The organism is Pseudomonas sp. yb_9 (assembly GCF_043103635.1).
GTDB classification, from domain to species: Bacteria; Pseudomonadota; Gammaproteobacteria; order Pseudomonadales; family Pseudomonadaceae; genus Aquipseudomonas; species Aquipseudomonas monteilii.
This window is the reverse complement of sequence record NZ_JBICKA010000097.1, coordinates 1-12602: the sequence shown is the minus strand read 5'-3', so window position 1 is coordinate 12602 and position 12602 is coordinate 1. Positions and strand designations below refer to the sequence as shown.

General features: G+C 60.8%; 12 protein-coding genes. 2 read left to right on the top strand and 10 right to left on the bottom strand.

The features are described 5' to 3' along the window. Positions 1-35: 35 nt before the first annotated feature. The 10 genes from ACF8MI_RS23920 to ACF8MI_RS23875 all read right to left on the bottom strand — a co-directional run bounded on the left by ACF8MI_RS23920 (position 36) and on the right by ACF8MI_RS23875 (position 9867). Positions 36-1991 carry a DUF4105 domain-containing protein gene (locus ACF8MI_RS23920; RefSeq protein ID WP_164524012.1) on the bottom strand — a complete coding sequence of 652 codons (1956 nt, stop codon included), beginning with the start codon at positions 1989-1991 and terminating at the stop codon, positions 36-38. Beyond that, entirely contained in the window at positions 1988-2308 is a 321-nt protein-coding gene (locus tag ACF8MI_RS23915) for a DUF2388 domain-containing protein (protein WP_012316830.1), read from the bottom strand. Before ACF8MI_RS23915 ends, ACF8MI_RS23920 begins: the two co-directional genes overlap by 4 nt. Positions 2309-2344: 36 nt before the next feature. Next, the gene (locus ACF8MI_RS23910; RefSeq protein ID WP_016712870.1) at positions 2345-2638 is read right to left on the bottom strand and encodes a DUF2388 domain-containing protein; all 294 of its coding nucleotides are present in this window, start codon (positions 2636-2638) and stop codon (positions 2345-2347) included. 87 nt (positions 2639-2725) lie between these two features. Further along, the gene (locus ACF8MI_RS23905) at positions 2726-3043 is read right to left on the bottom strand and encodes a DUF2388 domain-containing protein (protein WP_060499802.1); all 318 of its coding nucleotides are present in this window, start codon (positions 3041-3043) and stop codon (positions 2726-2728) included. A gap of 304 nt (positions 3044-3347) precedes the next feature. Continuing rightward, a complete protein-coding gene (locus ACF8MI_RS23900) occupies positions 3348-3563 on the bottom strand; it encodes a DUF1127 domain-containing protein (protein WP_003256968.1) in 216 nt (71 codons plus the stop codon). A 403-nt stretch (positions 3564-3966) separates the two neighbouring features. Then, positions 3967-5460, bottom strand: coding sequence for an acetyl-CoA hydrolase/transferase family protein (locus ACF8MI_RS23895; RefSeq protein ID WP_016712872.1), 1494 nt, complete (start codon positions 5458-5460; stop codon positions 3967-3969). Positions 5461-5646: 186 nt separating this feature from the next. Then, positions 5647-7083: an NAD(P)(+) transhydrogenase (Re/Si-specific) subunit beta gene (locus tag ACF8MI_RS23890; RefSeq protein ID WP_105947046.1), complete on the bottom strand. Its 1437-nt coding sequence runs from the start codon at positions 7081-7083 to the stop codon at positions 5647-5649. 2 nt (positions 7084-7085) lie between these two features. Next, positions 7086-7400 (bottom strand): NAD(P) transhydrogenase subunit alpha, encoded by a 315-nt coding sequence (locus ACF8MI_RS23885; RefSeq protein ID WP_016484308.1) that lies wholly within the window; start codon positions 7398-7400, stop codon positions 7086-7088. A gap of 11 nt (positions 7401-7411) precedes the next feature. After that, entirely contained in the window at positions 7412-8533 is a 1122-nt protein-coding gene (locus ACF8MI_RS23880) for a Re/Si-specific NAD(P)(+) transhydrogenase subunit alpha (RefSeq protein WP_028699520.1), read from the bottom strand. Between the two features lie 434 nt (positions 8534-8967). After that, positions 8968-9867, bottom strand: coding sequence for a LysR family transcriptional regulator (locus tag ACF8MI_RS23875; protein WP_060499800.1), 900 nt, complete (start codon positions 9865-9867; stop codon positions 8968-8970). Positions 9868-10028: 161 nt separating this feature from the next. Between ACF8MI_RS23875 and ACF8MI_RS23870 the strand changes: the two genes are divergently transcribed. Next, entirely contained in the window at positions 10029-11210 is a 1182-nt protein-coding gene (locus tag ACF8MI_RS23870) for an acyl-CoA dehydrogenase (protein WP_200928933.1), read from the top strand. A gap of 14 nt (positions 11211-11224) precedes the next feature. Beyond that, the gene (locus ACF8MI_RS23865) at positions 11225-12445 is read left to right on the top strand and encodes a CaiB/BaiF CoA-transferase family protein (RefSeq protein WP_200928934.1); all 1221 of its coding nucleotides are present in this window, start codon (positions 11225-11227) and stop codon (positions 12443-12445) included. Positions 12446-12602 lie beyond the last annotated feature (157 nt).

The following is a 12602-nucleotide window of genomic DNA, read 5'->3' as shown; positions in this document are numbered from 1 at the left end:
GGGCTTGCCCGCGAAGAGGCCCGTAGAGACAACACTTACAACTGCAGGCCACCCGCAGCCTTGTGCAGTGCCCGCAAATGTTCGCCAATCTGCTTCACGTTGGCCTCGACAGCCGCAATTTCCTTGGCTCGCGACGGCTCCAGCAGCGCCCTCACCTCTTTGTCCAGGCTGGTGCTCAAACGCAACAACTGTGCCTGGCGTTCGCTGCTCACCTGCTCAAGGTGCTTGCGCTCCTCGGGCTGCGGCAGCCCGTAGCCCTTGGCATCGAGCAGTTCTGCCGGGCGGCTGAGAAAGCCGCTGTTGGCGAGCATCTGCTTGAGGGTCGCATCGGCCTTGCTGACGCTGCCATCTTTCAAGGCAGCGGCATTCAGGTAGCGCTGCTTGACCTCGTCCTGGGCCAGCAGCAGTTGCCGGCGCAAGCTGGCCTGTTCGAGCAGCAGTAACGCGGCGCTGGTGCGCAGGTCGGCTTTGGCAAACCATGGGCGGCGCTGCTCGGCATCCAGTGCCAGCCAGTCTTCGACCAGGGCCTGCTTGATCGGCAGCTGTTTGCGCAGCACCTCGAACATGGCCTGGTAGCGGTCGCGATAGGAATCGAACCGGTAGCCCAGGCGCAGCGCCTCACGCGGGTCATCCAGCACGCTGGTGTCTGCCAGTCCCCTGCCCTTGAGCACCGCCAGCAAGCCGTTGGGCATGATGCTGTCGAGGTCGTTGAGGCGTGGGTTGGCGGTACCGCTGCGCAGCAATTTCAAAGACTCCACGGCACAGTTGTTGGACAGGAACCAGTAGTTGCCGTCATAGCTCCAGTGCATTTCGGCGGCCTGGCGTACCAGCTCCTCGATTTCGTTGCGGCTGAGCTTCAACGGTACTGAGGCAAGGCTGCGCAACTCGGTCTTGGTGTATTCGTCGATTACCTGGCCCAGCGGCAACACGAATAGCCGCGAGGGGTAGTTGCCGACCAGGCCGTCCCAGCTGGACAGCTGTACATCGTTGACGAAGGCGCGGTACGACAGCACCAGGCTCTGGTCGAGGTCCAGGCGGCAGTCCGGCCCGCGCGGGCGGCCCGGCTTGCAGATCACCAGGCGCAGCATGCTGTGGCCCCAGCGGCTGACCAGGTTCTGGTTGGCTTCAGCCAGCAGGTAGTCCACTTCATAGACCCGCTCAGGGTCGATTTCACCCAGCGGCTGGCGGGCAAAGTCGCTGCCGGCATTGATGAACGGCAGGCCCTTGGCGCAGGTGTCCTGTTGCGGTGCCCAGCCGAAGTGCTCGCGCAGGTACTGGTTCAGCGCCGGGCGGCGGCAACCGTAGCTCGGGTCGAGGAGGAAGTACTCCATGTTGACCGCGATAAACTCCTTGGGGCTGCTCAGCTCATAACTGTCTGGGCTGCGCACGAACTGACCATTGTGCTGCTCGCGCTCGCCACGACGGCCTACGTACTGTTGCCAACCCGCCAGGTCGAGCAAGCGCGGGTCGTCGCTAAGGGTGAAGCGGCGCTCGGCCTGGCCCCGGCACGCTTCGGGCAGGCCGATTTTGCCCAGCGTGCCTTGCTGGCGCTTGCAGCGGGCAATCAGCGAATGCTCGGCAGTGGGCCACAGGCGGGCACGGTCGTAGATATGGGTAAGCTCGTGCAGCACGGTGGCCAGCAATTCTTCGCGCACTGTGCCATGGGGGCGGTGGGTGCGTTCGGTAGCAGCACTGCCGTCGGTGAGTCCGGGCAGCAGGTGTCGATTGAGCTCAAGGGTGGACACCAGCGATGCCTGGCCGTAGGCATCCGCCGGCATGCTGTCGCTCCAGCTGACCCGCACGCGGCGGTCCAGCTGCTGCTTGAATCGGGGAGGCAGCTTGCCCAAGGCCTCATCGAGCAGGGCCTGGGTGGCTTGGGTTTGCTGCGGGTCCAGGCCGGTTGCCTGCAGCTGAAGCTGCAGGTCGGCCAATACGGGCGTGCCGGGCAGCGTCAGGGCGCAGCCGAGCAGCCAGGCACGCACGCGTTTCACAGTGCGAGGATGGCTTCGGCCAGTACCTGGTCGCTGGCGCCACGCGCTTCTGGCACGCGCTCGCGCAAGGTGTTGAAGGCCGCCTCAAGCTGGGCGCCGCGAATGTCACCGTTGCTGGCGACGAAGCTGGCAGCGTCGTCATGGGCTTCGCGCACCACTTTGGAGTCGCGAATCGAGGTGGTGGTGTCCGAGGTGAAGTCGATCGAGCGGCCAAAGGCACGCACGATGATATTGCTGGTGGCCACCAGGGTCTGTGCCTGGGCCAGGTCGGCCAGCAGCAGCATGCCGAGGGTAGCGGCAATCAGCGGTTTACGCATGGAGCATCTCCGAAAAATACAGGGAGTCAGATGTAGTTATTGGACGAGAATTGCCTGCGCCAGTTCCAGATCGCCGACGGCGTGCCGTGCACAATTGTGGCGTAATGATTCCAGCGCAGCTTCCAGCCGCACACCGCGGATCTGGCCGTCGCTGGCCACGAAGGCCGCTGCATCGTCGCGCGCCTGGCGGACCAGTTTGCGATCGAAGGGTGCAGTGGTGACCTGGCTGGTGACATAGCCGGTAATGACCAGGCTTTGCGTGGTGGTATCCATGGCATGGGCGCTGGCCATGCCTGCAACGGAAAACAGCAGCGGCAACAGATAACGCATGGGCTCTACAACAGCTGGAAAGATGGGGCGCAAAGGCTGGATGACTGTGCTGGTAGTGACCAGCACAGCCAGAGGGCTCAGCTGGCGTCAGAGAGCCAGGATGGCCTGGGCCAGTTGGGCATCGCTGGCCTGCAACGCGGGTGCTTGCGAGCGGATGTGCAAGAAGGCGCTTTCCAGTTTGGCACCGCGGATGTCGCCATGGCTGCCAACAAAGGCAGCGGCATCGTCGCGGGCGGCCTTGACGATCTTGTCGTCTTTGAACGAGGAGGAAATATCGGAAGTTGCATCGGTGGACGCGGCTACCGCGCCAACGACGGCGTCGGTGGTGACAACGAAGCTGGTGGCGTTTGCGGTGCCGGCCAGGCTCAGCATCAGGGCGGCGCCAATCAGGTATTTACGGGACATGATCGTGGACTCCTGGACTAGGGTCGGGTGGTTCTGCTTATCGGACGCTCGCACAGCTCGTCACGGTACTTTAACAGTGGGTTCTACCAGACTGTGAAGCCAAGCGTATCACGCGCCGGTGTTTCCGGATGTTAATGAAAAGCGCGCCAACAAACTGTACCTATATGTTTTTTGGATTATCAAAACTGTACCTGTTCGTTTGAGAGAAGCTCTAGCATGCGGCCTGGATGCAAAAAACCCGTTGCAGTTACCTGCAACGGGTTTTGGGAATTCGCGGTGCCGGCCGAAGCCGGCAAGCCGGTGCTTAGCGCCAGAAAGGCTTGCTCAGCTCTTCGTAACGTTGCGACTCGCTGATACCAGCGTCGGCCAGCAGACGGGCGTCCAGGCGAGCCAGTTGACGGCGGCTAGCCATACGGCGCTGCCACAGCAGCAGGGTAGACAGTGCGCGCAGCGGCAGCGAGGCGTTGGATTGCTGGGCGTTGCTTTCAAAAACCAGACCGGAACTGAGGGTACGTTCCATGATGCTTCATCCTTCCGCTTATGGCGGGATTAGGTAGTGATTTAACTGATGCCAATGATCCTCCTCTGTCGTCCATAACAGTAGATACAGTTCAGTTGAAAGACGATGGCTCAGTTAACTGTGTAACCCTACTGTTGCACCCGAAACAAGCGCAACTGTACTGGTCTGCACGGTATTGGTGCATTTTTGGCTGACAGGATGATTTCACGAGGAAGGGGCTGGCAGAAATACCAGTACAGTAGAACAGTTTTTAATGATGATTGTGAGAGTGTTGCGGCAGCGGGCTTGCCCGCGAATCAGGCGACAAGCAGGATGGCACCGGCTGTGCCGGTATTCGCGGCTAGAGCCGCTCCTACAGGGAGCGTGACCGGAACAGCACACGCTGTTCCGGATCACGAATTGATCAGCTCGCCAGCATGCGCCCGGTTTCTTCCAGGTTTTCGTGCCAGCTCAGCGCTTCACGCAAAATGTGCGGGGTATGGCCGCCACGCTGGCAGGCACGATCGAAGTAATCGTTCAGCGCAGCGCGGTAGTCTGGGTGCACACAGTTGTCGATGATCGCCCGTGCCCGCTCACGTGGTGCCAAGCCACGCAGGTCGGCCAGGCCCTGCTCGGTGACCAGGATGTCCACGTCGTGCTCGGTGTGGTCGACATGGCTGACCATCGGCACCACGCTGGAAATCGCGCCGCCTTTGGCAATCGACTTGGTGACGAACACAGCCAGGTGGGCGTTACGGGCGAAGTCACCCGAGCCACCAATCCCGTTCATCATTTTGGTGCCGCACACGTGGGTGGAGTTGACGTTGCCGTAGATATCGAACTCCAGTGCGGTGTTGATACCGATGATGCCCAAGCGACGCACCACTTCCGGGTGGTTGGAGATTTCTTGCGGGCGCAGCACCAGCTTGTCCTTGTAGCGCTCCAAGTTGCCGAATACGTCGGCATTACGGCGAGTGGACAAGGTGATCGAGCTGCCCGAAGCGAAGCTCAGTTTGCCGGCATCGATCAGGTCGAAGGTGGAGTCCTGCAGTACTTCGGAGTACATGGTCAGGTCTTCGAACGGCGATTCGATCAGGCCGCACATTACGGCGTTGGCAATGCTGCCGATACCGGCCTGCAGCGGGCCGAGCTTGTTGGTCATGCGGCCAGCTTCAACTTCTTTTTTGAGGAAGTTGATCAGGTGGTCGGCAATGCCCTGGGTTTCGTCATCCGGCGGCAGCACGGTGGATGGGGAGTCCGGCTGGTCGCTGATGACGATGCCGACGATCTTGGCCGGGTCGATCGGGATGGCGGTGCTGCCGATACGGTCGTCGACCTTGACCAGCGGGATTGGCGTGCGGGTCGGGCGGTAGGTCGGGATATAGATGTCGTGCAGGCCTTCCAGGTTGGGGTTGTGCGAGAGGTTGATCTCGACAATCACCTGCTTGGCGAAGATCGCGAAGCTGGCCGAGTTGCCTACCGATGTGGTTGGCACGATGTGGCCTTGCTCGGTAATGGCCACGGCTTCGATGACGGCGATGTCCGGCAGTTTCAGCTGCTGGTTGCGCAGTTGCTCGACGGTTTCCGACAGGTGCTGGTCGATGAACATCACCTGGCCGTCGTTGATGGCCTTGCGCAGGGTGCTGTCGACCTGGAATGGCATGCGGCGAGCCAGCACGCCGGCCTCGGTCAGTTGCTTGTCCAGGTCGTTGCCCAGGCTGGCGCCGGTCATCAGGCTGATTTTCAGTGGCGACTGCTTGGCACGTTCGGCCAGTGCATGCGGTACGGCTTTGGCTTCGCCGGCGCGGGTGAAACCGCTCATGCCGACGGTCATGCCGTCCTCGATCAGACCAGCGGCATCAGCCGCACTCATTACCTTGCTGTGCAGGGAGGACAAGCGGATACGATCACGGTACATGGATTGTTATCTCGGGCTACTGAAACTACTGCAGCGCAGTCTAGAGATTTCGCCCATTGCCGTCCCACGACCATGGTCGTATGAGAAGGCTTGAAGTAGAGCCGTTGATCCGGATCAATAAAAGAAAAGCCCCGGCAGATTCTGACCGGGGCTTCCTTTATATCAGCTGGTTTTCAGCCGTGGGTATCAGTCCACCGCCTTGACCATGTCTTCGATCACTTTCTTGGCGTCACCGAACACCATCATGGTCTTGTCCAGGTAGAACAGTTCGTTGTCCAGGCCGGCGTAGCCGCTGGCCATGGAGCGTTTGTTGACGATGATGGTCTTGGCCTTGAAGGCTTCGAGGATCGGCATGCCGGCAATGGGCGATTTCGGATCGTTCTTCGCCGCCGGGTTGACCACGTCGTTGGCACCCAGCACCAACACCACGTCGGCCTGACCGAACTCGGCGTTGATGTCTTCCATTTCGAACACTTGGTCGTAAGGTACTTCGGCCTCGGCCAGCAGTACGTTCATGTGCCCGGGCATGCGGCCTGCCACTGGGTGGATCGCGTACTTCACGGTTACGCCGTTGTGGGTCAGCTTTTCGGTCAGCTCCTTCAGCGCGTGCTGGGCACGGGCCACCGCCAGGCCGTAACCCGGCACGATGATCACGCTGTCGGCGTTGCTGAGCAGGAAAGTGGCGTCGTCGGCCGAGCCGGACTTCACCGGGCGCTGCTCTTTGGAGCCTTGCGCCGCACCCGTATCGGTGTCCCCGCCGAAGCCGCCAAGGATGACGTTGAAGAACGAACGGTTCATCGCCTTGCACATGATGTACGAAAGGATGGCACCGGACGAACCGACCAGCGAACCTGCAATGATCAGCATCGAGTTGTTCAGCGAGAAACCGATGCCGGCCGCAGCCCAGCCCGAGTAGCTGTTGAGCATCGACACCACCACCGGCATGTCGGCGCCACCGATCGGAATAATGATCAGCACACCCATGATGAAGGCCAGAACCAGCATCAGGGTGAAGGCACTGTAGTGGCCGGTGAAGGTGAACAGCAGGCCCAGGGCAATGGTGGTCAGGCCGAGGATCAGGTTCAGCTTATGCTGGCCGGCGAACTGTACCGGTGCGCCCTGGAACAGGCGGAACTTGTACTTGCCCGACAGTTTGCCAAAGGCGATTACCGAACCGGAGAAGGTAATGGCACCGATTGCAGCACCCAGGAACAGCTCCAGGCGGTTGCCGGTAGGGATAGGGTCGCTGATGGCGGCAACGATGCCCATCGACTGCGGCTCCAACACGGCGGCGATGGCAATGAACACCGCAGCCAGGCCGATCATGCTGTGCATGAAGGCGACCAGCTCCGGCATCTTGGTCATTTCGACGCGCTTGGCCATGATCGAACCGGCGGTACCACCAACCAGCAGGCCGACGATTACGTAGCCGATGCCGGCAGTAGCAAGCTCTGCCCCCAGCTTATAGATAAGGCCGACGGTTGTGAGGATGGCGATCCCCATGCCGATCATGCCGAACAGGTTGCCGCGCCGCGAAGTGGTCGGGTGCGACAGGCCCTTGAGCGCCTGGATGAAGCAGATCGACGCAACCAGGTACAGAAGTGTTACCAGATTCATGCTCATGCTTACTTCTGCCCCTCGTTCTTGGCTTTCTTCTTGAACATCTCAAGCATGCGGCGGGTGACCAGGAAGCCACCGAACACGTTGACCGCAGCCAGGGCCACGGCCAGGGTGCCCATCAGCTTGCCTGCCGGGGTAACGGTCAGGGCCGCGGCCAGCATGGCGCCGACGATAACGATTGCCGAGATGGCGTTGGTGACCGCCATTAATGGGGTGTGCAGTGCCGGGGTGACGTTCCAGACCACGTGGTAGCCCACATAGATGGCCAGCACGAAGATGATCAGGTTGTAGATGCCGTGGGAAATCAGCATATCTTCCATTGTCGTGCTCCTTAGCCGTTCTTGCGGACGACCTGGCCATCGCGGCACATGAGGCAGGCCGCGACGATGTCGTCTTCGAGGTTGATGACCAGTGCGCCGTCCTTGTCGAACAGCAGCTTCATGAAGTCCAGCAGGTTGCGTGCATACAGCGCCGAGGCATCGGCACCCACCTGGGCTGGCAGGTTGGTCGGGCCGACAATGGTCACGCCGTTTTCCTGCACCACTTGGTCAGCAACCGTCAGCGGACAGTTGCCGCCCTGGGCAGCAGCGAGGTCGATGACCACCGAGCCGGGCTTCATCTGCGCGACGGTTTCGGCGCTGAGCAAGGTCGGCGCCTTGCGGCCGGGGATTAGTGCGGTGGTGATGACGATATCCGCCTGCTTCGCGCGCTCATGCACGGCCTGGGCCTGGCGTTGCATCCAGCTGGCCGGCATCGGGCGGGCGTAACCACCCACCCCTTCGGCGCATTCGCGCTCCTCATCGGTCTCGTAGGGCACGTCGATGAACTTGGCGCCCAGCGACTCGATCTGCTCTTTCACCGCCGGGCGTACGTCGGACGCTTCGATCACTGCGCCCAGGCGCTTGGCCGTGGCAATGGCCTGCAGGCCGGCAACGCCCGCACCCAGAATCAACACGCGCGCGGCCTTAACGGTACCGGCAGCGGTCATCAGCATGGGCATGAAGCGCGGGTAGTGATGGGCCGCCAGTAACACAGCCTTGTAACCGGCGATGTTGGCTTGCGACGACAGCACGTCCAGGCTTTGCGCCCGCGATGTACGCGGTGCGGCTTCCAGGGCGAAGGCGGTAATGCCGCGTTCGGCCATTTTGCCGATGAGTTCGCTGTTGAAGGGGTTGAGCATGCCCACCAGAAGGCTGCCACTGTTGATCAGGGCCAGTTCCTGGTCGTTGGGGGCGACCACTTTGAGTACCAATTGGGCGCCGTAGGCGTCGGCGGCATTCCCCATGGAAGCACCCACGGCCTCATAGGCACTGTCCGGAATGGCGGCGTTAAGCCCTGCCCCCCGTTGGACGGTGACCTGATGGCCCTGGCCAATCAGTTTCTTGATGGTTTCCGGGGTCGCAGCGACCCTTGTCTCACCGGTCTGCGTCTCGAGAGGAACACCTATGTGCACGACTTTTCTCCTGCGGTGACCTTTTGTCTTTGTAAAAGCCAGCACACTTCGGATGGTGCGCTGGGGCGGCTGTGGAGCGCCGATCCGCCAGTTCCCGGGCGGGCGAAGCATTTTGCAGACGAACCAAGGGGCCTTCAACCGGTTCTGGAGCGAAACGAAGTTAAAACTACAAGTCACCCTGTGACCGCTTGTCGCAGTAATAAGGCTGTAGCCCGTCAAACATGGGCTATTGGCAGATTAGGAGAAAAAAACAAAAATTTTTCGGTCATTTCGCTTACGGCACGGTAAGTGTCGCAAAATAACCCGCAAGCCCGCGTGCTTAGCAGGGTTAAAGGGTATTTTCTGGCTTGCATAACAGTTTACGCATATGCGACAAATACATACATCTGTAGGTGTTTAAAATAATTGACTACAGGGTCAACTTGTCGCATTGCTCATTTTCTTGCGGTGTAGGCGTGGGCCTGGCTTACCAGCCAGTCCCGGAAGGCGCGTAGTGATGCCGACTCCACCTTGCGCTCAGGAATCATCAGATAGTAGGCCTTGTCGCTATCGAGGGCATGCCTGTTAGCGACCACCAGCCTACCCTCCTCCAGTTCGCGCTGGATCAGGAACGGCGGAATCAGCGCGATCCCCATTTCATGGATGGCCGCCTGGGCGAGCATCGAGAATAGTTCATAACGCGGGCCTGTCATGTCGCGCTCCACATTCATCCCCAAGCTGCCGAACCATTGCCGCCAGGCATAGGGGCGCGTGCTTTGCTGCAACAGGGGTAGTTGGGCGACGCGCTGTGCTTCAAGCATGCCCTGCCCGGCCAGCAATGCCGGGCTGCAGACGGGGACCGGGTTTTCCCCCATCAGCCGGTGAGACTGGGTGCCGGACCAGTCGGCATCACCGAAATAGATCGCGGCATCGAACGAAGTGTCGGCGAACAGGAATGGCCGGGTTCGGTTGGTGAGGTTGACCGTGACCTCCGGTTGGCGTTGCTGGAAGTCCTTGAGGCGCGGAAGCAGCCATTGAGTGCCGAATGTAGGCACCACCGCCAGTTCGATTACGCTGGCCCCCTGCTGGCCCATCACAGACAAGGTATCGCGCTCCACGGCGTCCAGTTGGGCGGCAACCTGACGGCTGTAGGAAAGGCCGGCTTCGGTCAGCTTCACGCCGCGGCGCGAGCGGCGGAACAGTTCCACATTGAGAAAGGCCTCCAGGCCGCCAACTTGGCGACAAACGGCGCCCTGGGTCAGGGCCAGTTCCTGGGCGGCCTTGGTAAAGCTCTCGTTGCGTGCTGCCGCCTCGAAGCAAACCAGGGCAGCGGTACTGGGGATCTTGCGGCGCATGTACGTCAACCTCACTTGTAAGGCTGTCAATATGGCGTTTTGCCGATTTACGAAGTGACAAACTATCACTAATTGGTGCGCAATCCTCGTTTGTCCCGGCGGCCGATCAGGCCTAGGCTCAAAGGCACAAGAAACTGCCCCCTATTTCGAGGATTTCGCTCATGGCCGGTAACGCAAGCTTCAACTGGATCGACCCGCTGCTGCTGGATCAGCAGCTCACTGAAGAAGAGCGCATGGTGCGTGACAGCGCTTATCAGTTCGCCCAGGACAAGCTGGCCCCTCGTGTACTTGAAGCGTTCCGCCACGAGCAGACTGACCCGGCGATCTTCCGCGAGATGGGTGAAGTCGGCCTGCTGGGGGCCACCATCCCGGAGCAGTATGGTGGCAGCGGCCTGAACTACGTGTGCTATGGCCTGATTGCGCGTGAAGTGGAGCGTATCGACTCGGGCTACCGCTCGATGATGAGTGTGCAGTCGTCGCTGGTCATGGTCCCGATCAATGAGTTCGGTACCGAAGCACAAAAGCAGAAATACCTGCCCAAGCTGGCCAGTGGTGAGTGGATCGGTTGTTTCGGCCTGACTGAGCCTAACCACGGCTCTGACCCAGGGTCGATGATTACCCGCGCCAGGAAGGTCGATGGCGGCTATCGGCTGACCGGCAGCAAGATGTGGATCACCAACAGCCCGATCGCTGATGTGTTTGTGGTCTGGGCCAAGGACGATGCCGGTGATATCCGCGGCTTTGTGCTGGAAAAGGGCTGGGAAGGCCTGAGTGCGCCGGCTATCCATGGCAAGGTTGGCCTGCGCGCCTCGATCACCGGTGAAATCGTCATGGACAATGTGTTCGTGCCCGAAGAGAACATCTTCCCGGATGTGCGCGGCCTTAAAGGTCCGTTCACCTGCCTGAACTCAGCCCGTTATGGCATCTCCTGGGGGGCGCTGGGTGCTGCGGAAGCCTGCTGGCACACTGCGCGTCAGTACACGCTGGATCGCCAGCAATTCGGTCGCCCGCTGGCTGCCAATCAGCTGATCCAGAAGAAGCTGGCCGACATGCAGACCGAAATCACCCTGGCACTGCAGGGCTGCCTGCGCTTGGGGCGCATGAAGGACGAAGGGACGGCTGCGGTGGAGATCACTTCGATCATGAAGCGCAACTCCTGCGGCAAGGCGCTGGATATTGCCCGCATGGCGCGTGACATGCTGGGTGGTAATGGCATCTCCGACGAGTTCGGCGTGGCCCGTCATTTGGTCAACCTGGAGGTGGTCAACACCTACGAAGGCACGCACGATGTGCATGCATTGATCCTGGGGCGTGCGCAAACCGGTATCCAGGCCTTCTATTAATAAGGAGCCAGCCCATGGGCGCGCTATCACATCTGCGGGTGCTGGACCTTTCGCGCGTGTTGGCCGGCCCTTGGTCTGGCCAGATTCTCGCTGACCTGGGCGCTGACGTGATCAAGGTCGAGCGTCCAGGCAGTGGTGACGATACGCGCGCGTGGGGCCCGCCCTTCCTGAGGGATGCTGCGGGTGACAATACCAGCGAGGCGGCTTATTACCTGTCGGCTAACCGCAACAAGCGCTCGGTGACCATCGACTTCACCCAGCCTGAGGGGCAGCGCCTGGTGCGTGAGCTGGCAGCCAAGTCCGATATCGTCATCGAGAACTTCAAGGTGGGCCGTCTGGCTGCTTATGGTTTGGACTACCAGAGCCTGAAGGCGGTTAATCCACAGCTTATCTATTGCTCCATCACGGGGTTTGGCCAGACCGGGCCCTACGCCAAGCGTGCGGGTTACGATTTCATGATCCAGGGGCTGGGCGGGCTGATGAGCCTGACCGGCCGCCCGGAGGGCGAGGAAGGTGCAGGGCCGGTCAAGGTGGGTGTGGCGCTAACCGACATCCTTACCGGGCTGTATTCCACGGTGGCGATGCTCGCTGCCCTCGCCCACCGGGATCAGGCCGGGGTGGGGCAGCATGTCGACATGGCGCTGCTCGATGTACAGGTGGCCTGCCTGGCGAACCAGGCCATGAATTACCTGACGACGGGTAACCCGCCTCGCCGCTTGGGCAATGCGCATCCTAATATCGTGCCTTACCAGGATTTCCCAACGGCGGATGGCGACTTCATTCTTACCGTGGGCAACGATGGCCAGTTTCGCAAGTTTGCAGAGGTGGCTGGGCAGCCGCAATGGGCGGACGATCCACGCTTCGTGACCAACAAGCAGCGGGTGGCCAACCGGGCTGAGCTGATTCCACTGATCCGCCAGGCCACGGTATTCAAGACAACAGCCGAATGGGTTAGCCAGTTGGAGGCTGCCGGCGTGCCGTGCGGGCCTATCAATGATCTGGCGCAGATGTTCCAGGATCCCCAGGTGCTGGCGCGGGGGCTTGCGGTGAGCATTGCGCATCCGCTGGCGGGTAGCGTGCCGCAGGTGGCCAGCCCTATAAGGTTGTCGGAGACGCCAGTGGAGTATCGACGGGCTCCTCCGCTGCTGGGTGAGCACACTGAGGTGGTGCTTGAGGAGGTATTGGGGCTGGAAGCGGGTGAGGTGCAACGTTTGCGCGATGCAGGCGTGCTCTAGAGGCGCGTGATGCTATTGAAAAGCGGGGTGGCCGCCAGGCCGCCCCGCTTTGCTTTTCAGCGATGTTAAGGTTTCTTGAAATTAAGGGTTGACGCGCTTTCGAATCCCCTTATAATGCGCCCCACTTCCAGCGACATCGGAACGAAAAACTCCTTGA

Excerpts from the sequence above, each read along its gene's own strand:
- ACF8MI_RS23915 (WP_012316830.1), bottom strand. The coding sequence starts at position 2,308 with ATGCGTAAACCGCTGATTGCCGCTACCCTCGGCATGCTGCTGCTGGCC.
- ACF8MI_RS23910 (WP_016712870.1), bottom strand. The coding sequence starts at position 2,638 with ATGCGTTATCTGTTGCCGCTGCTGTTTTCCGTTGCAGGCATGGCCAGC.
- ACF8MI_RS23905 (WP_060499802.1), bottom strand. The coding sequence starts at position 3,043 with ATGTCCCGTAAATACCTGATTGGCGCCGCCCTGATGCTGAGCCTGGCC.
- ACF8MI_RS23900 (WP_003256968.1), bottom strand. The coding sequence starts at position 3,563 with ATGGAACGTACCCTCAGTTCCGGTCTGGTTTTTGAAAGCAACGCCCAG.
- ACF8MI_RS23895 (WP_016712872.1), bottom strand. The coding sequence starts at position 5,460 with ATGTACCGTGATCGTATCCGCTTGTCCTCCCTGCACAGCAAGGTAATG.
- ACF8MI_RS23890 (WP_105947046.1), bottom strand. The coding sequence starts at position 7,083 with ATGAGCATGAATCTGGTAACACTTCTGTACCTGGTTGCGTCGATCTGC.
- ACF8MI_RS23885 (WP_016484308.1), bottom strand. The coding sequence starts at position 7,400 with ATGGAAGATATGCTGATTTCCCACGGCATCTACAACCTGATCATCTTC.
- ACF8MI_RS23875 (WP_060499800.1), bottom strand. The coding sequence starts at position 9,867 with ATGCGCCGCAAGATCCCCAGTACCGCTGCCCTGGTTTGCTTCGAGGCG.
- ACF8MI_RS23870 (WP_200928933.1), top strand. The coding sequence starts at position 10,029 with ATGGCCGGTAACGCAAGCTTCAACTGGATCGACCCGCTGCTGCTGGAT.
- ACF8MI_RS23865 (WP_200928934.1), top strand. The coding sequence starts at position 11,225 with ATGGGCGCGCTATCACATCTGCGGGTGCTGGACCTTTCGCGCGTGTTG.